The following is a 25,642-nucleotide window of genomic DNA, read 5'->3' as shown; positions in this document are numbered from 1 at the left end:
ATCAGGCTGGAGACGAGGAAGCAGATCGACCCGTAAGCGTCCGGACGCCAGCCTGTCCCCCGGCCGCACCGGCGGGGACGGCGGCGGCGAGGGCCAGCGACGTGCTCGCGTTGAAGAACAGCGTCCCGACGAACTGGATGACCGACGAACTCCGGTTCGGCACGCCGAGCGCCAGCCCCGCGCCGAGCGTGAAGAACACCGAGCCGGCCACGAACACGACATTCGTGACGATCGCTCCGATCGCCGCGGCGACGGAGGGCAGCGCGGCGACCGCGAAGCACACCGAGCCCACGGCGAAGGAGGCGTCGGAGAGCAGAAGCCTTCTCCGCTCCCCGGCGCCCCCTCCGTCGCTCACACCGGCTCGCTAGTGCGCGAAGTGCGTCCGCGTGCGCGCGGACTCGGTGGCTTTGGCGGCGACCTCGGTCTCGCCCGCCTTCTCGGCCTGCTCCCCCAGCTCGGCGCACACCGCGCGGATGTCGTTCACGAGGTCCTGGGCGAGGTCGGCGTTGAAGCCGTCGCGCACGACGATCCGCAGCACGGCGACGTCGGTCGCGTCGTCCGGCATCGTGTAGGCGGGCACCTGCCAACCGCGGGCGCGGAGCTCGTGCGACACCTGGAAGACCGTGTACGGCGTGCCCTCCTTCAGCCCGAACGAGATCACCGGGATTGCGGAGCCGTCGGTGATGACCTCGATCGCCGGGTCCTCGGCCAGGCCGTCCGAGATCAGCAGCGCCGTGTCCCGCAGCGCCTCCATGATCGCGGTGTACCCCGAGCGGCCGAGCCGGACGAAGTTGTAGTACTGACCGACGATCTGGTTGCCGGGCCGGGAGAAGTTCAGCGTGAACGTGGGCATGTCCCCGCCGAGGTAGTTGACCCGGAACACCAGGTCGTCCGGCAGGTGCTCCGGCGAGCGCCACACCACGAACCCGATCCCCGGATAGGTCAGCCCGTACTTGTGGCCGCTGACGTTGATCGACACCACCCGCGGGAGGCGGAAGTCCCACTCCAGGTGCGGGTGCAGGAAGGGCACCACGAAGCCGCCGCTCGCCGCGTCCACGTGCACCGGCACGTCTGGTCCGCCCGAGGCGGCGAGAGTGTCGAGCGCATCGCAGATCGCCGCGATCGGCTCCAGCTCGCCGGTGTAGGTGGTGCCGAGGATGCCGACGACCCCGATCGTGTTCTCGTCGACCGCCGCCGTGACCTGCTCCGGTGTGATGACGTAGCGGCCCTTCTCGACCGGGAGGTAGCGCGGCTCCACCTCGAAGTAGCGGCAGAACTTCTCCCACACGACCTGGACGTTCGAGCCGAGGACCAGGTTGGGCACGCCCCCGGCTCGGCGCTTCCGGAGACCCCGGCCCGCTTCGCCCGCCAGCGCCACTTGAGCGCGAGGCCCGCGAGCATGACGGCCTCGCTCGACCCGATCGTCGCGGCACCGGTCGGCTCGCCGGGCTCGGCGTGGAAGAGGCCGGAGACGATGGAGACGCAGCGGCGCTCCATCGCCGCGGTCGCCGGGTACTCGTCCTTGTCGATCATGTTCTTGTCGAACGCCTCGGCCATCAGAATCTCGGCCTCCGGGTCCATCCACGTCGTGACGAAGGTCGCGAGGTTGAGGCGCGAGCTGCCGTCGAGGAGCAGCTCGTCGTGGATCAGCCGGTATGTGCTCGCCGGATCGGTGGCGTCGTCCGGCAGGGAGTCCGGAGGACTCTTCCGCGACAGGCGGCCGGTGTAGGCGGGGGCGAGCCGGGTGTCACCGCTCGCCGTCTGGATGTCTGACTCGAGCCGCGCCATGCGCCGCCCCTCTCTGCCTCGGCTCCGCCACGGGTCGGCGGGGCCTGCCTATCGGCAGCGGATCACTTCGACTTGTCGAGCTTTCCGATCTCGTTGCCGTTGATGTCGTAGACGACCAGGGTGCTGCCCTTCGCCGTCCCGCTCGACGCCTTCGCCAGCCACTCGTCGATGCCCTGGCACGCCATCATGGTGCTGGCGATCGGGCCGAAGGTGATGGTGTCGCCGTCGACGGAGCCCTTGCCGGTCAGCCGGTTGCAGCCGTCCGTGCCGGAGAAGGCGCCGTCGTTCTCGATGGTGAGATTCGGCTGCGACGCGGCGGTCGAGCCCCAGGTGCCGACGAGCGCCGCGCCGCTCGGGGTGCCGGCGCAGCCGGCGAGGAAGGCGAGAGCCGCAGCGGCGACAAGGCCGCCGCCGATGAGACGAGCGGGCGCCCGCCGGATCGTTCGCATCATGTCGTCCTCCCCCTCTGCGGCCGCCCGGTGCTGCGGACCGCGTCACGACGCCGAGGATAGCGGCGCGCGACGAGCGCGCACCAGGGTCGTCACCCGGGACTTCATCCGCTCGTGAGCTCGTCCACGAGCGCCAGGACGGTCGGGCTGCCGAGGATCCGGAAGTGGCCGCCCACCGGCATCCGGAGGTTGCGCGCGCCCGGCAGCGCACAGCCTCCCGGGATGTGCGGGTCGTACCAGCCCCAGACCGACACGACCCGGCCGACGTCCACGCCGTCACCCGCCAGCCGCAGCAGATCGGGGTGGCCGCGCCGCAGCGCGCGCACCGCGGGGAACGGCACCCAGGCGGCGAGCGGCGAGCCGGAGAACGGCGTGGCGATCGCGACCACCCGGCGGATGCGCGCCGACGCGTCCGGCCTCCCGAGCAGCAGCCGGGCGACGAGACCGCCCTTGCTGTGCGCGACGACGGTCACGCCGCTGAGGTGCTGCTCGCGCAGGTAGCCCTCCACCTGGTCGGCGGCCGCCTCGAGCGACATGCCCAGGTGGCCCAAAGACGTGACGACGTGCACGGGGTGCCCGGCGGCGTGGAGGCGGCGCGCCAGCGGGTGCAGGAAGCGCCAGGTCTCGTAGATGCCGGGCAGCAGCACGATGGGCTCGCCCTCCCCGGCCTCGTCGACGAGCGCCTCGGGAGGGTCGTGGTCGAAGTTCGCCCGGAGCTGGTGCCGCAGCACGTACTCGTAGTCGGCGAGGAGCACGCCGGCCCGGCGGGCGAAGAGCAGCGCGGCCCGCAGCGGACCCGGGCGCGTGTTCTCTACCACCTCGCCAGCATCGCGCGCGCAGACGCTCTTGCCAACCTCCGGAGCCGGGTGGATAGTTGCGGCATGGGCGACGTGATCGCATTCATCCTGTGCTTCCTGCTCTTCCTGGTGGGGCTCTTCCTGCTGGGCCTCGCGGACACCCTCCCGGCGTGGCAGGGCGTGGTGTTCTTCGCCGGGATCGTCTGCGTGGCGCTGTCGTTCGGCATCCCGGTGCACCTGTTGGGGCACTCCGAGCTGTAGCGGTCCGAACGCCGCCGAAGGCGCGCCGCTCACATGTCGGGAGCGGTACCGACCCGTGCGTCGGCGCGGAAGCCGGCCGTCGCCTCCTCGTAGGTGGTGTGCTTGCGCGCGGGGTGGGACTCGGCGGGCGGCGGCACGTCGGCGCGGCTCAGCGCGTGCAGCACGAGCTGCTCGACGAGACCGGCCGCGGTCGTCTCCCGATGGCGGGCGATGCGGACCAGGGCGGCGAATTCGCGCTCTCCGAGGCGGATCGTCAGGGGGATTCCAGCAGGAGCACGGCCAGGGCCGTGAACGGACGCGGGCTCAGCGACATCAATAGCGTGAGAATCCTTCATGAATCGATCGTCTCATGGCCGCGCTCTCTTTGAAAGAACCCAAATTTTTGACGGTACGCGCAAATCGGATCATCTCCAGTGAGACAACCGTTCTGCGCGACAAACCACCACCAGCCGTCGAGTACGCGCACAACCGGTCGGAAACCGCCGAGTACGCAGACTCTCTGCGTACTCGGCGGTTTCATTCGGGGCGCGTGGTCAGGAACTCGTCGAGTGAGAGCGGGCGGCGGCCGGTGACGCGCTCGACATCGCCGCTCGGGCCGGCGAACTCGCCTGCGGCGATCGCGGTGTAGGTGGAAACCCACGCGTCGTACTGCCACTGCGGGGCGTCCCACTTCTTCCGCGAGGCGTACGCCTCCTCGACCGTCTCGTCGTGGAACGAGACGGCGCGACCCAGGTGCGTGGTCAGCTTCTCGGCGACCTGCGCCATCGTCAGGTCCTCGGGCCCGGTCAGGTCGTAGGTGACATCCCGGTGCGGCTCGGGATGCTGGAGCACGGTCGCGGCCACCCGGGCGACATCCGCGCGGGCGACCATGGCTGCTTTCCCGCGACCGGCGGGGCCGCGGATCACGCCATCGTCGCCGACCATGAACTCCACGAAGTCGAGGTACAGGTCGTCGCGCAGGAAGGTGAACGCCATGCCGGTCGTCTTGATGCGCTCCTCTGTGGCGTAGTGGTCGCGCGCGAGCGTGAATGTGGCGTCGGGCGCGGCGCCGAAGAATGAGGTGTAGACGATGTGCCGCACACCCGCTTGGGCTGCCGCGTCCACGAACGCGAAGTGCTCGCGCAGGCGCTGGTCGTTCTCGGCGGCGGACACCATGAGGACGGCGTCCACGCCCTGCAGCGCGGCACGCACCGAGTCGCCGTCGCCGTACGTGCAGGCCACCACCTCGCTGTCGGGGAAGCGCGGGGCGCGCTCCGGGGAGCGCGCGAGCATGCGGAAGCGGACGCCTGCGTCGGCGAGTTCGGACGCGGCGAGTCGGCCGACCGTGCCCGTGACGCCGGTGACTGCGATGGTCATGGTGTTCTCCTTCCGCCCCGTCGGCTACGCACATGATCGGACAGGCACCGCCTCCGAGTCCACTGTCCGCGTGCTCCGTCGACAGGCCGGCAACGGTCGAGTACGCCCATAATCGGTCAGAAACCGGCGAGAGCGCAGATAATCCGCGTACTCGCCGGTTTCCCGGCGGCGTCAGGCGAAGTGGGACGCGGCGAACGCGAGCTGGGCGGGCGCCTCGCGGCGCCAGTAGTCGAGGTCGTGGCCTCCGGGGTGAAGCCGCCCGCCGGACGCGGATGAAGGCCCGCGACGAAGTCCTGCACGTTCGGGCAGAAGCCGTCGCCGGTGCCGCAGTCGACCCGCAGCGGGATCCCCGCGAGGGACGCCTCGCGGCCGAACGGCGTGTTCGCGGCGAAGTCGGCCGCTCCGTCGAACGCGCCGTGGGCGGCCTCCTTCGCGGTGTGCCAGATCGCCGGGCTCTCCGCCACAACCGACGCGACCCGTGCCGCCCCCAGCGCGCCGCCGAGGTGCAGGGCGCCGTAGCCGCCCATCGACCAGCCGAGGAACGCGACCTTCGTCGTGTCCAGGCCCGCCTTCGCGAGAAGCGGGAGGAACTCGCCGGTCACCATCGCGGCCGCGTCCTCGCCCGTGCCGCGGGGATGCCAGTAGGTGTTGCCGCCGTCCACCGACGCGACGGCGAACGGGCGCGCGCCGCGCCGCACCGCCTGGGCGAGGAAGCGGTCGAGCCCGAGTCCGGAGCCGAACGCCGAGCGGTGGTCGCCGCCATAGCCGTGCAGCGCGATCAGGACCGGCAGGGGGTCGCCCGGCGTCGACCCCGGCGGGTAGCTCACGGTCCACCCGCAGGTCACGCCGAGCCGGGCGGCGGAGACGAACGAGCCGCTGACCGCCGGGCCGGGTGACGTGGAGGGGATGCGGCCCGCCGTGCCGTTCAGGCCCAGGAGCCGATGCAGCTCCGAGCGGCCGGGGAGGATGCGCTCTTCCACCGCGAACGCCGCACCTCCGCCCAGCACGCCGAGGGCGGCGACACCGATTCCGGCCCCGATCAGGGTGCGACGCGCGACGCTCATGCGCTCACCCTAGCGGCGCTCGATCCGCGCACCGCCGCCATCCGCTCGGGGGTCGTGTACGCCCAGGCACGGCGTGCCGCGGGCACGACTCCGGAATCGATAGTCGCGAGATGGGACCCGGCCGCCGACGCCGATGACATGCCGGCGGCCGGGAGTGTGTGCCGCGGCTAGAGGCCGCGGGCGAGGCGGTAGTAGGCGGCGTTCCAGTCGAGCTCGCGGGAGAAGGCGCGGAGCGTGGTGTCCTCGTCGATGATCAGCAGTTCGGTGCGGGCCATACGTGCGAAGTCCTCGAACGCCTGGATGCCGACGGCGGTGCTCATCACGGTGTGGTGAGCGGCGCCGGCCTCCAGCCACGCGGTCGCCGACGTGGTGAAGTCGGGAGCCGGCTTCCACACCGCACGGCCGACCGGGAGCTTCGGCAGCGGGGCGGTCGGCTCCACGACCTCCACGACGTTCGCGACGAGCCGGAACCGGTCGCGCATGTCCGACAGCGCCACGACGACGGCAGGGCCGGGGTCGGCCGTGAAGACCAGGCGCACCGGGTCGTCCTTGCCGCCGATGCCGAGCGGGTGGACCTCCAGGGTCGGCTTCGCGCTGCTGAGCGACGGCGAGACCTCCAGCATGTGCGCGCCGAGGATGCGCTCGTCGCCGGGCGTGAGGTCGTAGGTGTAGTCCTCCATGAGCGACGCGCCGCCCGGGAGGCCGGCCCCCATGACGTTCGCGGCGCGCACCAGGATGGCCGTCTTCCAGTCGCCCTCGGCGCCGAAGCCGTAGCCCTCCGCCATCAGGCGCTGAACGGCCAGACCGGGGAGCTGCTTGAGCGCGCCGAGGTCCTCGAAGCTGGTCGTGAAGGCGCCGAAGCCGCCCTCCTCCAGGAACGACCGCAGCCCGACTTCGATCGCCGCGCCGTCGCGCAGCGACTGGTGCCGCTCGCCCCCGCGACGGAGCTCGGGGACGACCTCGTACAGGTCCTCGTACTCGGCGACCAGCGCGTCCACGGCGGCGTCGGAGGCCGCGGCGACCGCGTCGGCCAGCTCGTTGACGCCCCAGGTGTTGACCTGCACGCCGAACCGCAGCTCGGCCTCGGTCTTGTCGCCCTCCGTCACAGCGACGAAGCGCATGTTGTCGCCGAAGCGCGCGAGCTTGAGGGAGCGGGTGGCGGCGTGGCCGGCGGCCGCGCGCGTCCAGGTGCCGATGCGCTGTGTCACGGCCGGGTCGCTGACGTGGCCGACGACCGTGGTGCGCGGCACGCCGAGCCGGGTCTGGATGTACCCGAACTCGCGGTCGCCGTGCGCGGCCTGGTTGAGGTTCATGAAGTCGAAGTCGATCTCGCCCCACGGCAGCTCGACGTTCGCCTGGGTATGGAAGTGCAGCAGCGGCTTCTGCAGGGCGTCCAGGCCTGCGATCCACATCTTCGCGGGGCTGAAGGTGTGCATCCACGCGACCAGGCCGATCACGGCGTCGTCGGCGTTGGCCTCCAGCGCGATGCGGCGGATGGCGTCGGAGTCGGTGAGCACCGGCTTCCAGACCACGCGCACCGGCACGTCGGCGGACGCGCCGAGCTGGTCGGCGATCGCGCGGGACTGCGCGGCGACCTGAGCGAGCGTCTCCGGCCCGTACAGGTGCTGGCTGCCGGTGAGGAACCAGACCTCGTAGTGGTCGAGGGAGGTCGTGAGCTTCGGCATCAGGCGAGGGATCCTTCCGGGTTCTGTCCGTAGACGTTCTGGTAGCGGTCGAAGAGGCTGTCGATGGCCTCCTGCGGGATGGGGACGAGCGGGCCGCCCTGCCGAGCGATGTGCACGGTGCGGGCGACGTCCTCCGCCATGACCGCGGCCTTCACGGCGTCGCGCGCGTCGCGTCCGATGGTGAAGACGCCGTGGTTCTGCATGAGGACCGCGCGGCTGCGGTGCCCGTCGAGGGTGGCGACGATGCCGCGCCCGATGGAGTCGTCGCCGATGATCGCGAACGGCCCGACCGGGATCTCGCCGCCGAACTCATCCGCCATCGCCGTGATGACGCACGGGATGGGCTCGGCGCGCGCGGCCCACGCGGTGGCGTAGGTGGAGTGGGTATGGACGACGCCGCCGACCTCGGGCAGGTTGCGGTAGACGTAGGCGTGCGCGGCGGTGTCGGAGGACGGGGAGCGGTCGGATCCGGGGGAACCGGGCACGACCTCCCCGTCGAGGGTGCAGAGGATCATGTTGTCCGGTGCGAGGTCGTCGTAGTCGACGCCGCTGGGCTTGATGACGAAGAGGTCCTCCCCGGGGACGCGGCCGGAGATGTTGCCGCCGGTCCAGATGACCAGGCCGTAGCGGACCAGCTCGGCGTGGAGGGCGGCGACCTGCTCGCGGGTGCGGCGGATGGCGGGGGACTCGGCGGTGGGAGCGTCGGCAGGCGGCGTGGCGGGCGATCCGGCCTCGGGTTGCTCGGCGGTCATCGGACGGCTCCCTTCAGGGCGATGGAGGCGACGGCGGCGCGCTCGGCCGCCAGGCCGTCGTGGTAGCGGGCGAGGTACGCCGCGAAACCGGCAACGTCGTCCGAGTGGGGGTTCACCGTCTCGAAGGCGAAGCCTCCGAACACGTCGCGGTCGAGGTAGACGTCGAGCGGCGTTCCCTCGCGGGCGGCCCGGAGGTACGCGGCCAGCACGGCGATCCCCCACGCCCCGCCCTCCGACGCTGTCTCGGCGACGGACACCGGCGCGTCCAGTGCGCCGGCCAGGAAGCGCTGCGCGACGCCGGCCGTGCGGAACATCCCGCCGTGCGCGAACATGCGGTCGAGGGCGGCGCCCTCCGCGTGCAGCACACGCATCCCGAGCGCGAGCGTGCCGAAGACGCCGTAGAGCTGGGCACGGGCGAAGTTGGCGAGCGTCAAACGGCTGTCGGGAGTGCGGACGACCAGCGGGCGGCCCTCGTCCAAACCGGTGATCGGCTCGCCGGCCAGGTAGTTGTAGGCGAGGAGGCCTCCCGCGTCGGGCTCGCCGTCCAGCGCCTCGCGGAACAGCGTCTCGAAGACCGCGTCGGCCGCTACCGGCGCGCCGGCGGCCTCCGCGAACCTCCCGAACAGCCCGGCCCACGCGGACAGCTCGCTCGCGCCGTTGTTGCAGTGCACCATCGCGACGGCGTCGCCGGCGGGCGTCGTGACCAGGTCGAGCTCGTGGTGCGCCTCGGCGAGCGGCCGCTCCAGGACGACCATCGCGAAGATGCTCGTCCCGGCGCTGACATTGCCGGTGCGCGGGGCGACGGAGGCGGTGGCGACCATCCCGGTGCCGGCGTCGCCCTCAGGCGGGCAGAGCGGGACACCGGGCTGCAGGCCACCCGAGGGGTCGAGGAGGCGGGCGCCCTCGGGCGTGAGGTCGCCGGCGGCCTCACCGGCGACACGGACCTCGGGCAGGAGGTCGAGAAGGGGCGGCAGCGTCGCTCTGTCCCGCACGAGCGCGTCGTAGCGGGCCACCAGCTCGGCGTCGTAGGTCTTCGTGGCGGCGTCGATCGGGAACATCCCGGACGCGTCGCCGACCCCGAGCACGCGGCGACCGGTCAGGCGTTCGTGCACGTGACCGGCGAGCGTGGTGATCGAGTGCAGGCGCTCCAGGTGCGGCTCTGCGTCGAGGACGGCCTGGTGCAGGTGCGCGATCGACCAGCGCAGCGGGATGTTGACGCCGAACAGCGCGCTCAGTTCGGCGCTGGCCGGGCCGGTCGTCGTGTTGCGCCAGGTGCGGAACGGGACCAGCAGCTCCCCCGCGGCGTCGAAGGCGAGGTAGCCGTGCATCATGGCTGAGACGCCGATGGCGCCGAAGGTCCGCGGCCGGACGCCGTGGCGCTCCTCCGCGTCGGCGACGAGCGCGGCATACGCGGCCTGGAGGCCGGACCAGACGGCGTCGAGGGAGTAGGTCCAGACGCGGTCGGCGAACTCGTTCTCCCAGTCGTGCGAGCCGACGGCCAGGACGGTCGCGGGATCGTCGGCGTCGACCAGGCAGGCCTTGATCCGGGTGGAACCGAGCTCGATGCCGAGGGCGGTGCGTCCGGCGACGAGGGCGTCGCGATGGGTGTTCATGGGTCTCTCACTCCGTTGTGACCGGTCACATGGCGTTGGTAAAAGTGTGTCCCCTCCGTCCCTCCCCTGTCAAGCCGACGCCCGCCGCGCCCGCCGCGACATTCGGGACGAATCGCGGCTCTGGTCCGCGCAGACGCCACATTCGTGACGAATCGCGTCGCGCACATTCGTGACGAATCGCGTCTCTCGGCCGCGCATACGCGACATTCGGGACGAATCGCGCGCTGTGCGGCGCGGCCGTCACGCGGAGGCGCGCACCACCAGCACGGGCGCCACCGGGGCGTCGAACGCGAGCTCGCGGCCCTCGATGAGCGCCACCAGGCGCGCGACGCCGCGGCGGCCGAGTTCGGCGAAATCCTGCCGCACGGTGGTCAGCGGCGGCGCGAAGTAGGCGGCCTCCGGGATGTCGTCGAAGCCTACGACCGCGAGATCCTCCGGCACCCGGCGTCCCCGCTCCCGCGCCGCGTGCAGCAGCCCGAGCGCCATCTGGTCGTTCGACGAGAACACCGCCGTCAGGTCCGGGTCGTCGAGGAGCTCCGCGCCGATGGCGGCTCCCGACGCGGCGGTCCAGTCGCCCTCCCGCGAGACCACCGGGTCCAGCCCGGCCGCGGCGAGTTCGGCCACGAAGCCGTCGCGGCGCGCCCGCGCCTCCGACCAGTCGCCGGGCCCGCTGAGGTGCGCGATCCGGGTGTGACCGCGCGCGAGCAGGTGGCGGGTGGCCAGTCGGGCGCCCTCCACCTGGTCCACGAAGACGCCGTCGTCGCCTGCGATCCCGGCCCCGTGCAGGGTGACCGACGGGACCGCCAGCGAGAGCGCGGTCATGGCCTCCTGCGCGGCCCGTTGCGGGGCGATGACGATGACGCCCTCGACCGACTGCGCGCCGAGATGGTCGACGGCGGCGCCGAGGTCCCCCGGGTCGAGGGAGGCTGCGTGCGCGACGGTCACGAAATAGCCCGCTTCGCGCGCCGCCTGCTCGACGGCGTCGATGCTGGAGGCCGGGCCGAACAGCGAGGACGCCGACGACGCCAGCACGCCGATGGTGCGGGAGCGCGCGGTGGTGAGCATGCGCGCCGCGCGATTCGGCCGGAAGTTGAGGTCGGCCATCGCCGCCAGCACCCGCTCGCGCGTCGCCGGCCGGATGCTCGGGTGGTCATTGAGCACTCGCGACACCGTCTGCCGCGAGACCCCCGCGGCAGCCGCGACCTCCCGCACGCCCGGCGCACGCCCGCTCTCACTCACATCCACACCCTACTGGCGGCGCGTGCCCGCTCGGCGCGGAGAAGGGCGCACCCCTCGCTTCCTCTGCGTGAAGCGGGTGGCGCGCCCCTCAGGAGGCCGAACCCGGCCGACGGGTCAGGCGACGACCGCGAAGCCTCCGGTCCAGGAGACCCGCTCGGCCGCGGCCAGCGCGATCTGCAGGAAGCCGAGCGCCTCGAGTTCGCGGGCGCGGCTGAGAGCTCCGGCGTCGACCGTGTTCAGGCCGCCTGCGCGGATCAGCGCGGCGAGCTCCGCCTTGGCCTCGTCGTCATCGCCGGCGATGAGCACGGTGGTCGGGTGCGATCCGTTGGTGCCGCTGGCGAGCGTGGCGGCGAAGGTCGTGTTGAAGGCCTTGAGCACGCGCGACTCGGGGAGCGCGGCGGCGATCGTCGCGGCGGCGGACGAGTCGGCCGGGACAGTGAGGCCGTCGAAGGTCGCGAAGTCGACCGGGTTGGTGATGTCGACCACGGTCTTGCCTGCGAGCTGGGCGCCGTAAGTGGCGAGCACCGCGTCGACCTCCGGATACGGGACCGCCAGCACGACGATCGAGCCGTCGACCGCCCCGCCTGCGCGGCCCAGGTACTCCACCGTGCTGCCGCCCGCGGCCAGGACGCCGCCGATCGCCTTCGCCATGTTGCCGTTCCCGATGATGCTGACCGTGGTCATGAGTCTGTCTCTCCTTCTCGAATTCGCGTCGTTTGGTTGACGCTTCAACTAAATAGTAAACCCACTTTAGTTGAAGCGTCAAGTTATCCGGTAGAATGATGTCCATGAGTACGGACGACGAGCTCGCCGGTCGCGAACGCGACGCCTGGCTGGGGCTCGTCGCGCTCACGCAACTCCTGCCTCCCGTGCTCGACGGCCAGCTCGCCCGCGACGCCGCATCGACGCACTACGAGTACTTCGTCCTCTCCCGGCTCGCCGAGGAGCCGAACCACCGGATGCGCCTCAGCGCGCTCGCGACGGCGACGAACGCGTCGGTCTCGCGCCTCAGCCACGTCGTCACCCGGCTGGAGGCCCGCGACCTGGTCAAGCGGATGCCGTGCGAGGAGGACGGCCGCGCGACGAACGCGGTCCTCACCGAGGCGGGCGCCGCGATGGTGGCGGACGCCGCGCCGGGACACCTGGAGACGGTGCGGGACCGCATCCTCGGAGCGCTGCGACCGGAGCAGGTCGAGCAGCTCGCGGACATCTCCGCAGCACTGGTCGGCGCGATCGACCCCGCGCGGCGGCCGTCCGACGCGTGCGCAGCCATCGTCGACGCCGCCGAAGGCGTACGCGCGAGCGCATAGCAGCCCCGAAGGGTTGTCGAGGGCGTCAGTCGATGAGGCCCAGGGCGGCGAGGCGGTCGAGGACGGCGTGGCCGGCGGGCGGGCATCGCCCGGCATCGGCCGTCGTCACCCAGTGCACCGCGTCCACCTCGCCCGACGCCACCGGCTCGGCGGCCGTCTCCGCGCCGAACACCGTCATGTGCACCTGCCGCCCGTCCGGCTCGCCGTGGGCCTGCGTGCGCACCTCGAACAGCTCGGTCAGCCCGTCCGCGTCCAGCACGAGCGCGACCTCCTCCTCGGCCTCCCGTGCCGCTGCCTCGGCCGCGGTCTCGCCCGGATCGATCTTGCCGCCGGGCATGTAGTACACGTCCCGCCCACGCGAGGTCACCATGAGCACGCGCCGGTGGCGCACCACCGCGACCGCCGACACCAGCAACGGGGCCAGGGTCATGACTCGACCAGCTGCTTGAGCTGCCGGAGTCCCTTCTCGAAGTCCGGGCCGATCAGCTTGTCCAGATTGAAGAAGCGGCTGAAGAACGTCCTCGCGCTCTCCATCCGCCAGATGACACGCGTGCGGTCGCCCTCCGGTGTCAGGAGGAAGCGCACTTGGCTGCTCGACCGGAACGGCCGCGTGAAGTGGAGGGCGACGCCGACGCCGTCCGGCTCGACGGACTCCAACCGCATCGTCCCGGCGCCCGCCTTGCGGTTGCCGCTCCACGCGTAGGTGGAGCCGACCGCTCCCGGCTCGCCGGTGTACTCGCGCTTCAGCGCGGGGTCCATGCCCTCCCACGGCGACCAGTCCACCCAGCGGGGCAGCTCCGCAAGGTAGGGCAGCAGCGCCTCCGGCGTGGTCAGGATGGTGTCAGTGCGTTCCACGACGATGGTTCCGGCCATGCGCACACCTTAGCGGCATGGCATGATCGGGCTGTGACCGGGCGAACGATGCTCCTCGACAGCGCTTCCCTCTACTTCCGCGGGTTCTACGGAGTCCCCGACACGGTGCGTGCGCCGGACGGCACCCCGGTGAACGCGATCCGCGGCTTCCTCGACATCATCGCGAAGCTCGTCACGGACTACGACCCCGAGTCGCTGGTGGCGTGCTGGGACGACGACTGGCGGCCGCGCTGGCGGGTCGACCTCATCCCGAGTTATAAGGCGCACCGCGTCGCACAGGAGGTCCCGGGCGGGGTCGACGTGGAGGAGGTGCCGCCCGAGCTCGTGGCTCAGGTGCCGGTGATTCGGGAGGTGCTGGAGGCGCTCGGCATCGCGATCGTCGGCGCGGCGGAGCACGAGGCGGACGACGTGATCGGCACGCTCGCGACCGTCACCCGGGGGCCGGTGGATGTCGTGACCGGCGACCGCGACCTGTTCCAGCTCGTCGACGACGACCGCGACGTCCGCGTGATCTACACGGCACGCGGGATGAGCAACCTCGAGGTGCTGACGGACGCGACGGTCGTGGCGAAGTACGGCATCCACGGGCACCAGTACGCGGATTTCGCGGTCATGCGCGGCGACTCCTCGGACGGCCTGCCCGGCGTCGCCGGCGTGGGCGAGAAGACGGCGAGCGCGCTGCTCGCCGAGTACGGCGACCTGCCCGGGATCGAGGCGGCCGCCGCCGATCCGGCGAGCGCGATGAAGCCCGCTCTCCGGAGCAGGTTCGCCGCGGCCGTCGACTACCTCGCCGTCGCGCCGACCGTTGTGGAGGTCGTCCGCGACCTCCCGGTCGGCGACCTCGACGCCCTCCTGCGCGCACCCGGCGACGAGCAGCGCGCGACCCTCGCGGCCCTCGCCGAACGCTGGGCACTCGGCGGCTCCCTCGACCGCTGCCTCGCCGCGCTGACGACCGCCGTCGACCACTGAACCAGCCGCAGGAAACCGCCGTGTACGCAGATCATCTGCGCACTCGACCGTTTTGCCTGATTCTGCGCGTACTCGACGGTCAGGGGGTGGTGGGCTCGAAGCGCCAGAGTTCGCGTTGGGCGAGGAGGGCCAGCTCGCGGAGCACATCGAGGTCGCTCTCCGACTCGGCGGGTTGGCGCGCCGAGCGGCCGAAGACGCACATCGCGCCGATCCGGGTGCCGTCCGGCGCCTCCACGGGGTACCCCGCGTAGAAGCGGAGGTGCGCGGGCCCGGTGACGAGCTCACTCGACGCGAACCGCTCGTCCTGCTCCGCGTCGGGCACCACCATCCCGTCGGGCGCCTGGAGCGTGTGCAGACAGGTGGAGTGCTGGATCGGGATCTCGGTGAGCGACGCCCCGACCGAGGCGATGGGCCACTCCATGCGGTCGTCGAGCACGGTGAACATCGCGATCTCGGCGCCGAGCGTGCGGCGCGCGGTGCCGACCAGGCCCTCCAGCCGCCCGTCGCGCTTGTGCTCGCCGAGCCGGAGGCGCGCGATCGCCGCGACCCGGTCCTCGGCGGTGGAGGTGTGGTGCTCGGCCTCGACCGGATGGCCGATCAGTGCCGGGGCGAGAGCGTCGGTGATCCAGCGCGCCCAGAACAGGTAGTCGGCCGGGCTGCGGTGCCGTCCGCCCTCGGGCTTCGGCGACGCGGGCAGCGCGAGGAAGGTCGCGCCGGTGGCGGAGCAGGCCTGCGCCCCCGCCCGGTTCAGCCGCTCGGCGTGTTCCTGTACGACGTCTCGGAACGCGTCGTCGAACGGCGGCAGCGACCGGATCGGCTGCGCGCCGAGCCAGGCGACGACTCCCACGCCGCTGCCGCGCACCTCCCGTAGCAGTGCGGCGACGTGGGCTCCCCACCGCCGCGGCTCGACCATGCGGACCGTGTCCGCGACCGTCGCGCTGAGGATGACGACGTCGTAGCGGCCGGCCCCGGCGTGGTGCACCATCCCGGCCAGCCTGCGCACACCCGCGGACGGGTGCGGGACGACATCCACCACGACACCACGGCCGGTGGTCGCTGCGATCGCCCGGGCGAGCGCGCCCGGCAGTGCGAGGTCGTGGCTGCCGACACCCCAGCCGATCACCGGCCCGGAGCCCGCCAGCAGCACGCGGAGGCTCTGCCGGCCCGCCACGAAGGCCTGCGGGGAGTCCGCCGGGCGCACCAGCGTCTGCCGGACCCCGGCGACGCCCAGCAGCCTCAGCCTTGCGGCGAGTCGCTGCGGGGCGCCGAGCCGGACATCTTCCACTCGAATGACGGTATCCCGCTTCCGCACCCTGTGGCACCCGCGGCTCGCCGGACGCGGATCGCGCGGACGAGTACGCGAATAGTCGGCCGGGCGGCTGCCGGGCTACGGGAGGGTGTGCCCGGCCAGGCGGAAGAGGCGGTACCACTCCTCGCGGGTCAACGGCAGGTCGGAGCCGGCGGCAGCCTCCTGCACCCGGCACGGGTTGGTGGTGCCGAGGACGACCTGCATGTTCGCGGGGTGCCGGGTGATCCAGGCGGTGGCGATGCCGGTCGGCGTGACGCCGTACGTCGCGGCCAGTTCGTCGAGCGCGTCGTTCAGCTCCGCGTACTCGGCGCGGTCGCCGAGGAAGACGCCGTCGAAGAAGCCCTTCTGGAACGGCGACCACGCCTGCAGGGTGATGTCGTTCAGCCGGGCGTAGTCGAGGATGCCGAGGTCGCGGACGATCGACTGGTCCAGTCCGGCCATGTTGGCGGCGACGCCCTGCGCGATGATCGGCGAGTGCGTGATGCTGAGCTGGAGCTGGTTCACCTTCAGCGGCTGCTTCACCCAGCGGCGCAGCAACTCGATCTGGCCCGGCGTGTGGTTGGAGACGCCGAACGCGCGCACCTTGCCGGAGGCCTCCAGCTCGTCGAACGCCGCCGCGACCTCCTCCGGCTCGACCAGGGTGTCGGGGCGGTGCAGGAGCAGCAGGTCGAGGTAGTCGGTGCGCAGCGCGGCGAGCGACTCGTCCACGGTGGTGAGGATGTGTTCGCGCGAGAAATCGAAGTAGCCCTTCCGGATGCCGACCTTCGACTGGATGACGACCTGGTCGCGCTGCGCGGCGGGGACGGCGCCGGCCTCGCCGAACCGCGTCTCGCAGCCGTGGCGCTCCTCGCCGTAGATGTCGGCGTGGTCGAAGACGGTGACGCCCGCGTCCCGGGCGGTGCCGACCAGCGTGCGGATCTCCTCGTCCGACAGCGGGCTGATCCGCATGAGGCCGAGGACGATGTTGGACGCGGGAACGGAGATGTTCGGCAGCTTCAGGGTTTTCATAAGTCCATTCAACTCCTCGTCAACCCCTGGCCAGATCCGCTCGGCAGACTTACCGTCTATAGTGCGGGGATTCGGGGCTCCGCTGAGCGGAGGGGGGACCGATGACGATGACGCCAGCGGCGAGGACGGCGGTCGAGGGGTTCCGGCAGGAGACGCGGCTCGCGTCCGCTCACTCGCACGGTCCCGGATACATCGTGCACGCGCTGGGGCGCGACTTCCACGTCAGCGACGAGATGGCGCGCATCTTCCTCAACCAGGTGGAGCGTGTGGCGGAGTCCGACGCGTCGGCCCTCGTGATCCTGCGCCACGCGCACGGTGTCGAACTGCTGATGATCACGGACGCGACGTCCTTCTCGATCCGCCCGCGGACAGCCGCCGACCGGGGCGCGACCCAGGCGGCCTATCCTCGGATGCGTGGATGAGCTGAGCGACGCGGACTCCCGCGACCGGGAGGCCGTCGCCCGCATTCGCGACGCGCTCACGGAGGCCGCACGGCTGCTGACCGAGGCGGGCGCCCGGGACGAGGCGCTGGCGGTCCTGGTGCCGCGGCGCCGCACGTTCGGGATCCCGCGCGAGCCGGTGCTGCGTCCGGCGGGGCGGGTCTGGCGGCTCGGCGTGCTCCTGCTCGGCCGGGACGGCGCCCTCTACGCCACCGGTCAGCTCGTGCGGGCGACGCCGCCCGGGCGGACCCAGTACGTGTCGGTCTCGGCTGAGACCCGGCGCGCGTACCGCGCGGCGGCCGAGCGCGGCCACTTCCGCGACGGCGAGACGGTGGACTTCGACGCGCCGGAGATCGAAGTGACCGCTGACTCGCTGCGGACCTCCAGGGGCCCGTTGCTGCTGCGGGACGGCAAAGCTCTCGTGCGATGGAGCGCATCGTCGGAGCAGACCGTCGGCTTCCACAGCTACCTGGCGGAGCGCGTCGAGTTGCTGGCACACCCGCCCCAAGGAGCCTGATCCGCCTCAGGGAGCCTGATCCGCCCCAAGGAGCCTGATCCGCCTCAGGGAGCCTGATCAGCGTGCGGGAGCCCGATTCGCGCCGGGACCGCCTTCACGCCTCGGTCGGGGTGCTGTCCGACTTCTTGCCGGTGACCTCGTCCAGCTTGTCCGACGCCTTGCCCACAGCCTCCGACACTTTGTCGCTGAGGTCGGAGGCGGCGTGGCCGGCGAAATCGCGGACGCCGTCCTTCACCTGCTGCACCGGCTCGGAGCCGGAGAAGCCCTGCCACTTGTTCCGCATGTTCTCGTACGCGCCACGACCCGCGCGGGTGCCGATGACGAACCCGACGGCGACGCCTGCCAGAAAGATGATGACCTTCATGGGCTGCACCGTACGCGCGCGACGGCGACCGCGCCAGGAGCAGAATGGCGAGGTGACGCAACCGATGCTCGACGGCGACGGGGCGGTGGCGCGCTTCGAGCGCGCGGCGGCCGTGTGGTCCGAGCGGGCCGGCGCCGTGCCCGTCCCCGTGCCGCCGGAGGTCGCGGCAGCGCTCCTCGTGGAGGGCGCGAGCGACCGCGCGGCGTGTCGGGAGGCCTCCCGGCTGCTCGGAGTCGACCCGGCCGCCGCGGGCGTGGCGATCCTCCCGATGGGCGGCGCGATGAGTGTGCGCCGCTTCGTCGGGATGCTGCGTCCGGCACACCTCCGGCTTCACGGGCTGTGCGACGCCGGCGAGGCGGCCTTCTTCGAGCGGGCCGGCCTGGACGAGGCGTCCGTGTCGGTGTGCCGGCCTGACCTGGAGGGCGAGCTGCTGCGGGCGCTCGGCGCCGAGCGGGCGGAGGCCGTGCTCGCGCGAGAGGGCGACCTGGGCCTGTTCCGCACGTTCCAGCGGCAGCCGGCGCAGAGAGAGCGGCCGGTGCTCGCCCAGCTGCACCGGTTCCTGGGCACGACCTCGGGCCGCAAGGAGCAGTACGGGCGCGCCCTCACCGAAGAACTGGGGCCGTCGGCGCTGCCCGGACCGCTGCGGGAGGCCGTCGAAACCGCACTCCGCCCCTAGGCTGGGGCGCATGCCCACCACCTCCCCCGCGCTTCTCGATCGCCTCGCGCGCCTGTTCGCCGCGCGCGACCGCGACCACATGGCGCCGACCATCGACGCGTTCCTGGCCGTGCTCGCCGAGCACCCCGACGACCCGCACGTGCTCTACGAGGTGGGGGCTCCTACGACACCGCGGGCGAGGAGGAGACGGCCGCCGGCTACTACGAGCGCGCGCTCGAAGCGGGGCTGGAGGGCGATACCCTCCGGAAGTGCCTGCTCCAGTACGGCAGCACGCTGCGCAACCTCGGCCGCTTCGACGAGTCGCTGGCCGTGCTCGACCGGGCGAGGGAGACGTTCCCGGAGTCCGAGTCGGTGCGCGTCTGGCACGCGCTCTCCCTGCACGCGGCGGGACGCAGCGACGGCGCGGTCGCGGAGCTGATGGAGCTCGCGGCCGACTGCATCCGCACCCCCGACCTGCTGCGGTACGAAGCCGGCCTGCGCGGCAACGCCGAGTACCTCCACGAACTCGACGCCGCCCGCTGAGCTTCGGCGCCACACCCTCGAGTACGCGAAGAATCTGCGTACTCGGCCGTTTCGACTGATTTTCCGCGTACTCGCGTGTTTCAGGCCAGGAGGGCTGCGATGACGAGGAGGACGGGGACGGCGAAGAGCGTCGTCAGCAGCACGATGTCGCGCGCGACCGGCATTCCGTGTTCGTAGCGGGCGGCGAAGTTGTAGACATTCTGGGCGGTCGGGAGGGCGGCGAGCGCCACCGCCGCGAACAGCGCGTGACCCTCGAGGCCGAACGCGAACCGAGCCACGGCGAACGCGACCAGGGGCATGCCGACCGATTTGAGGACCACGGCGGTCGCGATCTCCGCCCGCCCATGGCCGGCCTGCAGCGGCCGCGACCCGTGCAACGACATCCCGAACGCCATCAGCACGAGTGGGACCGCGGCGCCGCCCAGCAGCTCGAACGGCTGGTAGACCGCGGCGGGGATCGGGATGCGGAGCACATCCACGAGGATGCCGAGCAGGGAGGCGATGATCATCGGGTTGCGCACCGGCTGCGTCAGGATCGACCGCAGCGACACCGTCCCGCGGCTGGTGATGTCGAGCACCGTCAGCGCGATCGGCGCGAACACGATGAGCTGGAGCAGCAGCACCGGCGCCACGTACGACGCGCTGCCGAGCACGTAGACCGCGACCGGGAGGCCGATGTTGTTGGCGTTGACGTAGCCGGCGCCCAGCGTCCCGATCGTCGTCTCCGCCGCCGGCCGCCGGAAGAACAGCCGCGACAGCAGCAGGAAGAGGCCTGCGGCGGCGATCGCGGCGATGGCGGCGACGACGAGCTGGGTCGAGAACACGACCTTCAGGTCGGCGTGGGCGAGCGTCACGAACAGCAGCGCCGGGTTGGTCACGAAGAACGCGATCCGGTTGAGCACGTACGGCGCGGTGGGGCCGCCGACCCGGAACCGTCCGGCGAGGTAGCCGACCAGGATGACGAACGCGATGATCCCGAACCCGGTCAGCACTCCAGCCATCGCGTCGGTGTCTCCTCTCGTCTCCCCCGGACGATCATGTCAAGAAGACGATCCTGTCAAGTAATCCACGGTTCGCGCGCATCCGCGCGCCGCCGCACCATCACGAGTACACCGATCCCCGTGCCGAGCAGCGCTCCGAGGGTGTTCGCGATCACGTCGTTCACGGTGCCGAACCGGGCCGGCAGGAGGAAGTGCTGGGCGAACTCGATCGCGACGCTGCAGAGCAGGCCGGCGAGCGGGGCGACCCACCAGCGGCGGAGGCCGACGATCAGCACGACGAGCAGAGCGGGCGGCACGAAGAACGCCACGTTGGCCGTGAACTCGACCACGTCGTAGGCGTCGACCGGCCGGATGCCGACGACCGCCGCGACGCCGAGGACGCGGAACAGCAGCGGGTCGAACGGGCGGTCGACCGGCGTCGGCCAGAGCCCGACCGCAGCCACGAACGCCGTGTACGCGAGCAGTCCGATGGTCGCGCGGCGGCGGGTGCGGCGGTCGACGGGCATCCCCTCAGCGTAGGCGCCGCCCATCGGGAAATGCTGTGCGTCACACCTCAGGTTCCACCGGGGTCAGCTTCGCCGCGGCCGCCCGCCGCGCGCCACCCGCACCGCCACCGCGACCATGATCACGAGGATCGCCGAGGCGAGCGCCGTGACCGCCACCACCGCGCTCGGGAGGCCTCCAGCGGACCGGGAGACCGCGATCCACACCAGGCCCCAGGCCGACGCGAGCGCCGGCGCGAGGCGGCCACGGTCCCAGACCGCCAGCGCGCACGCGACAACGGCGAGCGCCGCGAGGACCGCCATCGCCCACACCTCCGGCGGCATCCCGAACCCGGTGAAGCCCGCGGTCTGCAGCCAGGCCGCGACGTCCGCGGCCGTCGCGACCATCGCCCAGCCGAGGTAGAGGCCGACGGTCCCGTCGAGGAGCACCGCGTCGGCGGTCGTATCGCCGGGCTCATGCCGCAGCCGAACGAACGCCACCACGAGCACGACGAGCAGGAGGCCGATGATCGGCACGCTCAGCGCGAGCAGCCCCGCCTGCACCGCGACGATCCAGGCGGCATTGAGGAGGAGCGAGGCGATGATCCAGTAGCCCACGGCGCGCTGCCGGCGGCGGGCGGCCTGCGAGGGCAGCGCCTGCCAGATCGCGTAGCCGGCCAGTCCCAGGTAGACCACCGACCAGATGGCGAAAGCCGGGCCGGCCGGTGCGACGAGCGTGGCGTCGGGGCCGAGGGCGCCGCCGGCCACGCGTGGGATGGGGCGGCCTCCGGCGAGTCCGGATCCGTAGACTGCGCCGCCCAGCGCGATGACGGTCGCGGCGATCATTCCGCTCTGCCGGATGCGGTCGGAGGCGGTCGGGTGCGTCACACCGAGCGGCAGCCTTCGGGTCAGGCTGGTCATGGGGTGGAATCTAGACCGGAAACAGGAAAAACGGTATCCCTTGCGTCGCCGCGGGTTCTAGGGCGCAGGCGGCGGCGGGGACGCGATCACGACCGTCCCGTCGAGGTCGTCGTCCGTCACCACGCGCGCCGCGAGCCCCGCGACCTCGAACAGCGACGCGGTGCGCTCCGCCTGTTCGTCACTGGTCTCGATGACGATCGAGCCTCCCGGCGCCAGCCAGCCCGGTCCCTCGACGGCGATCCGGCGGTGGAGGTCCAGGCCGTCCGCGCCACCGTCCAGCGCCACCGCCGGCTCGTAGAGCCGCGCCTCCGGCGGCATCAGTCCGATGGCGTCCGTCGGGACGTACGGCGCGTTCACCGCGATCACGGCGAGCGCTCCGTGCAGCTCGGGCGGCAGCGGGGCGAACAGGTCGCCCTCGAACACCCGGGCCGGGTCGAGGTTCGCCCGGGCCGCACGCACGGCGGCCGGTTCGACGTCGGCCGCGTACACAACCGCCCCGGGGACCCGCGCGGCGATGACGGCGCCGATCGCGCCCGCCCCGCAGCACAGGTCGAGCACCGCGTCGCCCGGCCGGGTCAGCGCCGTCGCCTCGCGCGCGAGCAGTTCGGTGCGGCGGCGCGGGACGAAGACGCCCGCGTCCACGTGGATGCGGAGCCCGCCGAACTCGGCGAAGCCCAGCAGCGGCTCCAGCGGCTCGCCCGCCGCGCGACGGCCGACCAGGGCCTCCAATTCGCCCGGGGACGTGGCCGCCTCGAGCAGCAGCGCGGCCTCCTCCTCGGCGAAGACGCAGCCCGCGGCGCGCAACCGGCGGATGATGCCATCCCTTTCGCGCGCGCTCACCGGGCCATGCTAGCCGGGAGCGCGACCCTCCTTCGCGCCGGAGCGCAACCCCTGCCTGAGCCTTGACCGCTCGCGGTTCGGCACGTATTGATGGGGTATGAAGAGGATCCATTACGCGAGCGGCTCCCTGCTCACCGGCGACGCGATCGCGGACGTCCTGGTGAGGTACGCGGCGGCGCTGGCGATCAACACGGCCGCCGCCGAAGTGCGCGCGCCCGCGATCCTCGAATCCGGGGAAGTGGGCGAGATCATGATGCTGCTCGGGCCGGCCAGTCAGATCCTGGCGGAGACCGAGCACTTCGGCGGGCCCGAGCTGCGCGACGACGACTTCGTCAGCGAACTCGACGGCCGGATCAGCGCGCTCGGCCCGCGCCGGGCCACCTTCGTCAGGCTCGGCACGGAGGGCGTGGACGACATCGACGTCGACATGCTGTGAGCGCCGCCATCCGACGGAAACGACCGGGCGAGGCACTCCCGATACAGTGGTGCACTGGCGGAACGGCGCTGGACGCGTACTATCTGGCGGGAAGAGCAACTCCGGGGAGTAGGACATGCAGGTGTTCCACGTCTACATCGATGAGCTGAGGTTCACCTTCGTCGATCGCGAGCCTGTCGAAGAACTGAAGCGACGGGTGATCGAGGCGAGCCGCAGCGACGGAGACTTCGTGGCCATCACGCAGTCGAGCCGTCCGCCGAGCGAGATCTTCGTGACCAGCCAGACACGCGTGCGCATCGAGACGGCCAGCATCCCTCGCGAGCCGGCCGCTGTCGGAGACCACGAGGAGGACGACTCCTTCTGGTTCGACTTCGACTCGCTCACCTGAGGCCGCTGGGCCACGCATGACGGGCCCTCGAGCGGGCCGGATGCGCGCCACGCGCACGCACTGTAGCCGGAATTCCGGTATTCCAGTATCGTCGCGAACATGACCAATCCTGAGGACGAGAACAAGCCGCAGCCTCCCGAGGGCGGCAACCCTGCCGGCGACGTCCCGCCGGTCCCCGAGCCCACCGAGCCCGCCGCCGGGCCCCAGCCGACGCCGTCCGAGCCGACGGCCGCTCCGGCCGAGTCCGCCGCGCCCGCAGCCCCGGCCTCCGATCTGCCTCCCGTGCCGCCGGTGGCGCCGCCGCCCGCCGCGCCCGCCGGTGGATATCCGCCCGCACCGCAGGCCGGCGCGGTCCCGCCGCCTCCCGGCGCCTTCCCGTCGTACGCGGCCGCTCCGCCGCAGCCCGTCGCGGCGCCCACCCGCATCCCGACCACCGTCAACACGGCGTTCTGGCTGTACATCGCCAGCGCGGTGCTCAGCGTGATCGGCGGCATCGTCACCATCGCGACCGCCAGCAGCGGCCGGGCTGAGATCATCCGCCAGCTCCAGAGCTCGGGCACGAACCTGCACGGACAGAACATCGACACCCTCGCCACCGCAGCGATCGGGGTCGCGATCGGCCTGTCGATCGTCACACTGATCTTCTGGGCCGTCGTGTTCGTGCTGTTCGCCTTCTTCATGCGGCGCGGCGCCAACTGGGCCCGAATCGTGCTCACGGTGCTGACCGCGGTGTCGCTGCTGAACTTCCGGCCCGGCTTCCCCTTCGGCCTCATCCAGGTGATCGCGTCGATCGTCGCAGTGATCCTGATCTGGCTGCGGCCGTCGTCCGCGTGGTTCGCCGCGATCAAGGCGTCGAAGGCCCCGCGCGCGTAGTCACCATCGTCGAAGGGGTCCGTGACCGTCCGGTCGCGGACCCCTTCGACGTTTTCTCAACCCCTGGCGCGGGCCGTCCCGGGGCGTACCGTGCGCGCCGAACGATGAAGGGAGCACGCCATGCCGGGACGAGAGAACTCGCTGAAGGACCAGGAGCTCTACGAGAAGCTGCGCGACGAGGGCAACTCGAAGGAGAAGTCCGCGCGCATCTCCAACGCCGCCGCCGCTCGCGGCCGGAAGTCCGTCGGCCGCAAGGGCGGCGAGTCCGGCTCCTACGACGATTGGACGGTGCCGGAGTTGAAGAAGCGCGCCAGGGAACTCGGCCTCAGCGGTTACTCGAAGAAGACCAAGTCCGAGCTCGTGAAGGAGCTGCGCGACCACTGACCGGCGCGTCACGCGTACACTCGCGCCATGAACCTGCGCGACGTGGCCGCGGACCTGTACGGGGTCGAGCCCGCGGAGTTCGTCGCCGCGCGGGCGGCTGCGGCAGCCGGCGCCGACCGTGAGCTCGCGAAGAGCATCAAGGCGCTGAGGAAGCCGACGGCTTCCGCCGCCGCGGTCAACGCCCTGACGCGCCGCGATTCCGAGCTGGTCGACCGCATCCTCCAGCTCGGCGACCGGATGCGGGACGCGTTCGCCGCGCGCGACCGGGACGGGATCCGCGACCTGACCCGGGAGCGTCAGCGACTGCTGCAGCGCGCGCTGCGCGACCTGGGGACGAGCGCGGCGGTCGGCCGCGAGGTCGAGGAGACCCTCCAGGCCGCCGTCGTGGACCCGGTCGCGGCCGCAGCGGTGCGCAGCGGGATGCTGGTGCGCGCGCTCGAGTCGACCGGGGTGGAGTCGACGGACGTGTCCGACGCCGTCGCGCTGCCGTTGGACGAGGAGGCCCTGGCCGCCGCGGCGGAGCGGAGTCCCGCAGCCGCTGCGGCTGCCGCCCCGGCCCGAGAGACGAAGGAGGCGCGGCCGGCGAAGACCCCGACCGCTGCCGCCCCGGAGGCGGACGGCGCCGCCGGGCATGCGGACGCGCGGTCCGAGACCGCCAGCGAGCGCCGGGAGCGGGAACGCACGATCCGCGCGGCCGAGCGCGCCCTCGAACGCGCGCGAGCCGACGCGGAGTCCCTCGACGACGAACTGGACGCAGAGGTCGACCGCCGTTCCGACTTGGAGGCCGAACGCGACGCGCTGGAGCGACGCCTGCAACGCACCGAAACCGAACTCGCCGAGTCGAAGGCTGCCGAGCGCGCGCTCAGGAGGCGCATCCCGGAGCTGCAGCGGGCCGTGCGGGATGCCGAACGCGAGCTGGACGACGCCCGCGGCGACTGAAGGCCGGTCGGATCGGAAGGCAGGTCGGATCGGATGAGCGGTCGTATCGGGCGAGCGGCCGGATCAGGTGGGAAGGTGCTGGTCGAGCTCGTCCTCCGCCATCACGACCATGCCGCCGGTGCGCTGCGAGGTGTGCATGAGCGCCTCCAGCCACTGCGGGTTGATCGCGGGAGGCCGGCTCCCGGCGAACTGGAACGCGAGCGGGATCTCGCGGCTGATCCAGAGCGACACGCGCCCCGAACCCTGCTCGACGGGCACGTCCCAGTTGAGGAGGAAGCTCTCGTGGCGGCGGAGCTTGGCGACGATCGCGAGCTTGACGTGGCTCAGCGCCCGGTCGTCGAGGTCATATTCCTGACCTGCGCCGTAGAGGAGTTTTCCCATGGTGC

Annotated in this window: 33 protein-coding genes and 2 pseudogenes; 12 read left to right on the top strand and 23 right to left on the bottom strand. The window is 72.0% G+C overall.

All coding sequences use genetic code 11. The features are described from left to right. Nucleotide 1 precedes the first annotated feature (1 nt). The 5 genes and pseudogenes from ACR5MH_RS16175 to ACR5MH_RS16155 all read right to left on the bottom strand — a co-directional run bounded on the left by ACR5MH_RS16175 (nt 2) and on the right by ACR5MH_RS16155 (nt 3,055). A complete protein-coding gene (locus ACR5MH_RS16175; RefSeq protein WP_431348120.1) occupies nt 2–355 on the bottom strand; it encodes a hypothetical protein in 354 nt (117 codons plus the stop codon). A 9-nt stretch (nt 356–364) separates the two neighbouring features. Then, nucleotides 365–1,324 (bottom strand): glutamate decarboxylase, encoded by a 960-nt coding sequence (locus ACR5MH_RS16170; protein ID WP_433861945.1) that lies wholly within the window; start codon nt 1,322–1,324, stop codon nt 365–367. Nucleotides 1,325–1,419: 95 nt separating this feature from the next. Beyond that, nucleotides 1,420–1,581 (bottom strand): annotated as a pseudogene (locus ACR5MH_RS16165) (glutamate decarboxylase); the annotation flags it as partial. A gap of 269 nt (nt 1,582–1,850) precedes the next feature. Further along, nucleotides 1,851–2,240, bottom strand: coding sequence for an META domain-containing protein (locus tag ACR5MH_RS16160; protein ID WP_431348118.1), 390 nt, complete (start codon nt 2,238–2,240; stop codon nt 1,851–1,853). A 101-nt stretch (nt 2,241–2,341) separates the two neighbouring features. Then, entirely contained in the window at nt 2,342–3,055 is a 714-nt protein-coding gene (locus tag ACR5MH_RS16155) for an esterase/lipase family protein (RefSeq protein ID WP_431348117.1), read from the bottom strand. A gap of 63 nt (nt 3,056–3,118) precedes the next feature. Here ACR5MH_RS16155 and ACR5MH_RS16150 point away from each other — a divergent pair, with 63 nt between their 5' ends. Continuing rightward, on the top strand, nt 3,119–3,295 hold the full coding sequence (locus tag ACR5MH_RS16150) for a hypothetical protein (RefSeq protein ID WP_431348116.1): 177 nt from the start codon (nt 3,119–3,121) through the stop codon (nt 3,293–3,295). Between the two features lie 29 nt (nt 3,296–3,324). Here the strand turns inward: ACR5MH_RS16150 and ACR5MH_RS16145 are convergent, their stop codons facing one another. The 8 genes from ACR5MH_RS16145 to ACR5MH_RS16110 all read right to left on the bottom strand — a co-directional run bounded on the left by ACR5MH_RS16145 (nt 3,325) and on the right by ACR5MH_RS16110 (nt 11,688). Then, nucleotides 3,325–3,630, bottom strand: a complete 306-nt coding sequence (locus ACR5MH_RS16145) for a hypothetical protein (RefSeq protein WP_433861944.1) — start codon at nt 3,628–3,630, stop codon at nt 3,325–3,327. Nucleotides 3,631–3,811: 181 nt separating this feature from the next. Continuing rightward, a complete protein-coding gene (locus ACR5MH_RS16140; RefSeq protein WP_431348114.1) occupies nt 3,812–4,651 on the bottom strand; it encodes an SDR family oxidoreductase in 840 nt (279 codons plus the stop codon). A 116-nt stretch (nt 4,652–4,767) separates the two neighbouring features. Then, on the bottom strand, nt 4,768–5,715 hold the full coding sequence (locus ACR5MH_RS16135) for an alpha/beta hydrolase (protein ID WP_433861943.1): 948 nt from the start codon (nt 5,713–5,715) through the stop codon (nt 4,768–4,770). A 167-nt stretch (nt 5,716–5,882) separates the two neighbouring features. Beyond that, nucleotides 5,883–7,400: an L-arabinose isomerase gene (araA, locus tag ACR5MH_RS16130; protein WP_431348112.1), complete on the bottom strand. Its 1,518-nt coding sequence runs from the start codon at nt 7,398–7,400 to the stop codon at nt 5,883–5,885. Beyond that, a complete protein-coding gene (locus ACR5MH_RS16125) occupies nt 7,400–8,152 on the bottom strand; it encodes an L-ribulose-5-phosphate 4-epimerase (RefSeq protein WP_431348111.1) in 753 nt (250 codons plus the stop codon). The genes araA and ACR5MH_RS16125 overlap by 1 nt, the downstream gene beginning before the upstream one ends. After that, entirely contained in the window at nt 8,149–9,765 is a 1,617-nt protein-coding gene (locus tag ACR5MH_RS16120) for a xylulokinase (protein WP_431348110.1), read from the bottom strand. The genes ACR5MH_RS16125 and ACR5MH_RS16120 overlap by 4 nt, the downstream gene beginning before the upstream one ends. Before the next feature lie 240 nt (nt 9,766–10,005). Beyond that, nucleotides 10,006–11,004: a LacI family DNA-binding transcriptional regulator gene (locus ACR5MH_RS16115; protein ID WP_431348109.1), complete on the bottom strand. Its 999-nt coding sequence runs from the start codon at nt 11,002–11,004 to the stop codon at nt 10,006–10,008. A gap of 114 nt (nt 11,005–11,118) precedes the next feature. Continuing rightward, a complete protein-coding gene (locus ACR5MH_RS16110) occupies nt 11,119–11,688 on the bottom strand; it encodes an NADPH-dependent F420 reductase (RefSeq protein ID WP_431348108.1) in 570 nt (189 codons plus the stop codon). A gap of 104 nt (nt 11,689–11,792) precedes the next feature. Here ACR5MH_RS16110 and ACR5MH_RS16105 point away from each other — a divergent pair, with 104 nt between their 5' ends. Continuing rightward, nucleotides 11,793–12,314, top strand: a complete 522-nt coding sequence (locus ACR5MH_RS16105; protein ID WP_431348107.1) for a MarR family winged helix-turn-helix transcriptional regulator — start codon at nt 11,793–11,795, stop codon at nt 12,312–12,314. Between the two features lie 25 nt (nt 12,315–12,339). Here the strand turns inward: ACR5MH_RS16105 and ACR5MH_RS16100 are convergent, their stop codons facing one another. Beyond that, nucleotides 12,340–12,744, bottom strand: coding sequence for an NUDIX hydrolase (locus tag ACR5MH_RS16100; RefSeq protein WP_431348106.1), 405 nt, complete (start codon nt 12,742–12,744; stop codon nt 12,340–12,342). Then, the gene (locus ACR5MH_RS16095; RefSeq protein WP_431348105.1) at nt 12,741–13,187 is read right to left on the bottom strand and encodes an SRPBCC family protein; all 447 of its coding nucleotides are present in this window, start codon (nt 13,185–13,187) and stop codon (nt 12,741–12,743) included. Before ACR5MH_RS16095 ends, ACR5MH_RS16100 begins: the two co-directional genes overlap by 4 nt. A gap of 48 nt (nt 13,188–13,235) precedes the next feature. On the opposite strand from ACR5MH_RS16095, the gene ACR5MH_RS16090 reads away from it, so the two are divergent. Continuing rightward, nucleotides 13,236–14,156 carry a 5'-3' exonuclease gene (locus ACR5MH_RS16090; RefSeq protein ID WP_431349438.1) on the top strand — a complete coding sequence of 307 codons (921 nt, stop codon included), beginning with the start codon at nt 13,236–13,238 and terminating at the stop codon, nt 14,154–14,156. A 79-nt stretch (nt 14,157–14,235) separates the two neighbouring features. Here ACR5MH_RS16090 and ACR5MH_RS16085 read toward each other — a convergent pair whose 3' ends face one another. Both ACR5MH_RS16085 and ACR5MH_RS16080 read right to left on the bottom strand, forming a co-directional pair. Further along, the gene (locus ACR5MH_RS16085) at nt 14,236–15,441 is read right to left on the bottom strand and encodes a hypothetical protein (RefSeq protein ID WP_431348104.1); all 1,206 of its coding nucleotides are present in this window, start codon (nt 15,439–15,441) and stop codon (nt 14,236–14,238) included. Nucleotides 15,442–15,543: 102 nt separating this feature from the next. Further along, a complete protein-coding gene (locus ACR5MH_RS16080; RefSeq protein ID WP_431348103.1) occupies nt 15,544–16,473 on the bottom strand; it encodes an aldo/keto reductase in 930 nt (309 codons plus the stop codon). A gap of 101 nt (nt 16,474–16,574) precedes the next feature. On the opposite strand from ACR5MH_RS16080, the gene ACR5MH_RS16075 reads away from it, so the two are divergent. Both ACR5MH_RS16075 and ACR5MH_RS16070 read left to right on the top strand, forming a co-directional pair. Then, nucleotides 16,575–16,895, top strand: coding sequence for a TetR family transcriptional regulator (locus ACR5MH_RS16075; protein ID WP_431348102.1), 321 nt, complete (start codon nt 16,575–16,577; stop codon nt 16,893–16,895). After that, complete coding sequence (locus ACR5MH_RS16070) at nt 16,888–17,430, top strand: hypothetical protein (RefSeq protein WP_431348101.1); 543 nt, start codon at nt 16,888–16,890, stop codon at nt 17,428–17,430. Before ACR5MH_RS16075 ends, ACR5MH_RS16070 begins: the two co-directional genes overlap by 8 nt. 94 nt (nt 17,431–17,524) lie before the next feature. Here ACR5MH_RS16070 and ACR5MH_RS16065 read toward each other — a convergent pair whose 3' ends face one another. Next, nucleotides 17,525–17,794, bottom strand: coding sequence for a hypothetical protein (locus tag ACR5MH_RS16065; protein ID WP_431348100.1), 270 nt, complete (start codon nt 17,792–17,794; stop codon nt 17,525–17,527). Between the two features lie 52 nt (nt 17,795–17,846). Between ACR5MH_RS16065 and ACR5MH_RS16060 the strand changes: the two genes are divergently transcribed. After that, nucleotides 17,847–18,470 carry a TOPRIM nucleotidyl transferase/hydrolase domain-containing protein gene (locus ACR5MH_RS16060; protein ID WP_431348099.1) on the top strand — a complete coding sequence of 208 codons (624 nt, stop codon included), beginning with the start codon at nt 17,847–17,849 and terminating at the stop codon, nt 18,468–18,470. Between the two features lie 159 nt (nt 18,471–18,629). After that, nucleotides 18,630–18,992, top strand: a pseudogene (locus tag ACR5MH_RS16055) (tetratricopeptide repeat protein); the annotation flags it as partial. Nucleotides 18,993–19,072: 80 nt separating this feature from the next. Here ACR5MH_RS16055 and ACR5MH_RS16050 read toward each other — a convergent pair. The 4 genes from ACR5MH_RS16050 to ACR5MH_RS16035 are packed head-to-tail and all read right to left on the bottom strand — an operon-like array spanning nt 19,073 to nt 22,236. Then, on the bottom strand, nt 19,073–19,993 hold the full coding sequence (locus tag ACR5MH_RS16050) for an AEC family transporter (RefSeq protein WP_431348098.1): 921 nt from the start codon (nt 19,991–19,993) through the stop codon (nt 19,073–19,075). Between the two features lie 56 nt (nt 19,994–20,049). Further along, the gene (locus ACR5MH_RS16045; protein WP_433861942.1) at nt 20,050–20,523 is read right to left on the bottom strand and encodes a VanZ family protein; all 474 of its coding nucleotides are present in this window, start codon (nt 20,521–20,523) and stop codon (nt 20,050–20,052) included. Between the two features lie 39 nt (nt 20,524–20,562). Beyond that, complete coding sequence (locus ACR5MH_RS16040; RefSeq protein WP_431348096.1) at nt 20,563–21,396, bottom strand: tryptophan-rich sensory protein; 834 nt, start codon at nt 21,394–21,396, stop codon at nt 20,563–20,565. A 57-nt stretch (nt 21,397–21,453) separates the two neighbouring features. Beyond that, on the bottom strand, nt 21,454–22,236 hold the full coding sequence (locus ACR5MH_RS16035; protein ID WP_431348095.1) for a putative protein N(5)-glutamine methyltransferase: 783 nt from the start codon (nt 22,234–22,236) through the stop codon (nt 21,454–21,456). Between the two features lie 97 nt (nt 22,237–22,333). On the opposite strand from ACR5MH_RS16035, the gene ACR5MH_RS16030 reads away from it, so the two are divergent. The 5 genes from ACR5MH_RS16030 (at nt 22,334) to ACR5MH_RS16010 (ending at nt 25,256) form a co-directional block, all read left to right on the top strand. Further along, nucleotides 22,334–22,672 (top strand): hypothetical protein, encoded by a 339-nt coding sequence (locus tag ACR5MH_RS16030; protein ID WP_431348094.1) that lies wholly within the window; start codon nt 22,334–22,336, stop codon nt 22,670–22,672. Between the two features lie 115 nt (nt 22,673–22,787). Next, a complete protein-coding gene (locus ACR5MH_RS16025) occupies nt 22,788–23,060 on the top strand; it encodes a hypothetical protein (protein ID WP_431348093.1) in 273 nt (90 codons plus the stop codon). 99 nt (nt 23,061–23,159) lie between these two features. Then, nucleotides 23,160–23,933 carry a hypothetical protein gene (locus tag ACR5MH_RS16020; protein ID WP_431348092.1) on the top strand — a complete coding sequence of 258 codons (774 nt, stop codon included), beginning with the start codon at nt 23,160–23,162 and terminating at the stop codon, nt 23,931–23,933. A gap of 120 nt (nt 23,934–24,053) precedes the next feature. Further along, nucleotides 24,054–24,317 carry a DUF7218 family protein gene (locus ACR5MH_RS16015; protein ID WP_431348091.1) on the top strand — a complete coding sequence of 88 codons (264 nt, stop codon included), beginning with the start codon at nt 24,054–24,056 and terminating at the stop codon, nt 24,315–24,317. Nucleotides 24,318–24,344: 27 nt separating this feature from the next. Further along, a complete protein-coding gene (locus tag ACR5MH_RS16010) occupies nt 24,345–25,256 on the top strand; it encodes a hypothetical protein (protein ID WP_431348090.1) in 912 nt (303 codons plus the stop codon). A 63-nt stretch (nt 25,257–25,319) separates the two neighbouring features. Here ACR5MH_RS16010 and ACR5MH_RS16005 read toward each other — a convergent pair whose 3' ends face one another. Further along, nucleotides 25,320–25,637 (bottom strand): hypothetical protein, encoded by a 318-nt coding sequence (locus ACR5MH_RS16005; RefSeq protein WP_431348089.1) that lies wholly within the window; start codon nt 25,635–25,637, stop codon nt 25,320–25,322. Between the last annotated feature and the right edge of the window lie 5 nt (nt 25,638–25,642).

The organism is Streptomyces sp. L7 (assembly GCF_050990935.1).
Classification (GTDB): Bacteria; Actinomycetota; Actinomycetes; order Actinomycetales; family Microbacteriaceae; genus Leifsonia.
Note: the sequence above shows the minus strand (reverse complement) of the source record. Positions and strands in the feature narration are given on the sequence as shown.

Bases quoted from the DNA above. Each gene is read 5' to 3' on its own strand.
- ACR5MH_RS16080 (WP_431348103.1), bottom strand. From the start codon at position 16,473: ATGAAAACCCTGAAGCTGCCGAACATCTCCGTTCCCGCGTCCAACATC.
- ACR5MH_RS16135 (WP_433861943.1), bottom strand. From the start codon at position 5,715: ATGAGCGTCGCGCGTCGCACCCTGATCGGGGCCGGAATCGGTGTCGCC.
- ACR5MH_RS16095 (WP_431348105.1), bottom strand. From the start codon at position 13,187: ATGGCCGGAACCATCGTCGTGGAACGCACTGACACCATCCTGACCACG.
- ACR5MH_RS16010 (WP_431348090.1), top strand. From the start codon at position 24,345: ATGAACCTGCGCGACGTGGCCGCGGACCTGTACGGGGTCGAGCCCGCG.
- ACR5MH_RS16075 (WP_431348102.1), top strand. From the start codon at position 16,575: ATGACGATGACGCCAGCGGCGAGGACGGCGGTCGAGGGGTTCCGGCAG.
- ACR5MH_RS16020 (WP_431348092.1), top strand. From the start codon at position 23,160: ATGACCAATCCTGAGGACGAGAACAAGCCGCAGCCTCCCGAGGGCGGC.
- ACR5MH_RS16050 (WP_431348098.1), bottom strand. From the start codon at position 19,993: ATGGCTGGAGTGCTGACCGGGTTCGGGATCATCGCGTTCGTCATCCTG.
- ACR5MH_RS16125 (WP_431348111.1), bottom strand. From the start codon at position 8,152: ATGACCGCCGAGCAACCCGAGGCCGGATCGCCCGCCACGCCGCCTGCC.
- ACR5MH_RS16120 (WP_431348110.1), bottom strand. From the start codon at position 9,765: ATGAACACCCATCGCGACGCCCTCGTCGCCGGACGCACCGCCCTCGGC.
- ACR5MH_RS16045 (WP_433861942.1), bottom strand. From the start codon at position 20,523: ATGGGCGGCGCCTACGCTGAGGGGATGCCCGTCGACCGCCGCACCCGC.
- ACR5MH_RS16090 (WP_431349438.1), top strand. From the start codon at position 13,236: ATGCTCCTCGACAGCGCTTCCCTCTACTTCCGCGGGTTCTACGGAGTC.
- ACR5MH_RS16140 (WP_431348114.1), bottom strand. From the start codon at position 4,651: ATGACCATCGCAGTCACCGGCGTCACGGGCACGGTCGGCCGACTCGCC.
- ACR5MH_RS16100 (WP_431348106.1), bottom strand. From the start codon at position 12,744: ATGACCCTGGCCCCGTTGCTGGTGTCGGCGGTCGCGGTGGTGCGCCAC.
- ACR5MH_RS16065 (WP_431348100.1), bottom strand. From the start codon at position 17,794: ATGAAGGTCATCATCTTTCTGGCAGGCGTCGCCGTCGGGTTCGTCATC.
- ACR5MH_RS16145 (WP_433861944.1), bottom strand. From the start codon at position 3,630: ATGAAGGATTCTCACGCTATTGATGTCGCTGAGCCCGCGTCCGTTCAC.
- araA (WP_431348112.1), bottom strand. From the start codon at position 7,400: ATGCCGAAGCTCACGACCTCCCTCGACCACTACGAGGTCTGGTTCCTC.
- ACR5MH_RS16015 (WP_431348091.1), top strand. From the start codon at position 24,054: ATGCCGGGACGAGAGAACTCGCTGAAGGACCAGGAGCTCTACGAGAAG.
- ACR5MH_RS16025 (WP_431348093.1), top strand. From the start codon at position 22,788: ATGCAGGTGTTCCACGTCTACATCGATGAGCTGAGGTTCACCTTCGTC.
- ACR5MH_RS16110 (WP_431348108.1), bottom strand. From the start codon at position 11,688: ATGACCACGGTCAGCATCATCGGGAACGGCAACATGGCGAAGGCGATC.
- ACR5MH_RS16160 (WP_431348118.1), bottom strand. From the start codon at position 2,240: ATGATGCGAACGATCCGGCGGGCGCCCGCTCGTCTCATCGGCGGCGGC.
- ACR5MH_RS16105 (WP_431348107.1), top strand. From the start codon at position 11,793: ATGAGTACGGACGACGAGCTCGCCGGTCGCGAACGCGACGCCTGGCTG.
- ACR5MH_RS16150 (WP_431348116.1), top strand. From the start codon at position 3,119: ATGGGCGACGTGATCGCATTCATCCTGTGCTTCCTGCTCTTCCTGGTG.
- ACR5MH_RS16040 (WP_431348096.1), bottom strand. From the start codon at position 21,396: ATGACCAGCCTGACCCGAAGGCTGCCGCTCGGTGTGACGCACCCGACC.
- ACR5MH_RS16030 (WP_431348094.1), top strand. From the start codon at position 22,334: ATGAAGAGGATCCATTACGCGAGCGGCTCCCTGCTCACCGGCGACGCG.
- ACR5MH_RS16005 (WP_431348089.1), bottom strand. From the start codon at position 25,637: ATGGGAAAACTCCTCTACGGCGCAGGTCAGGAATATGACCTCGACGAC.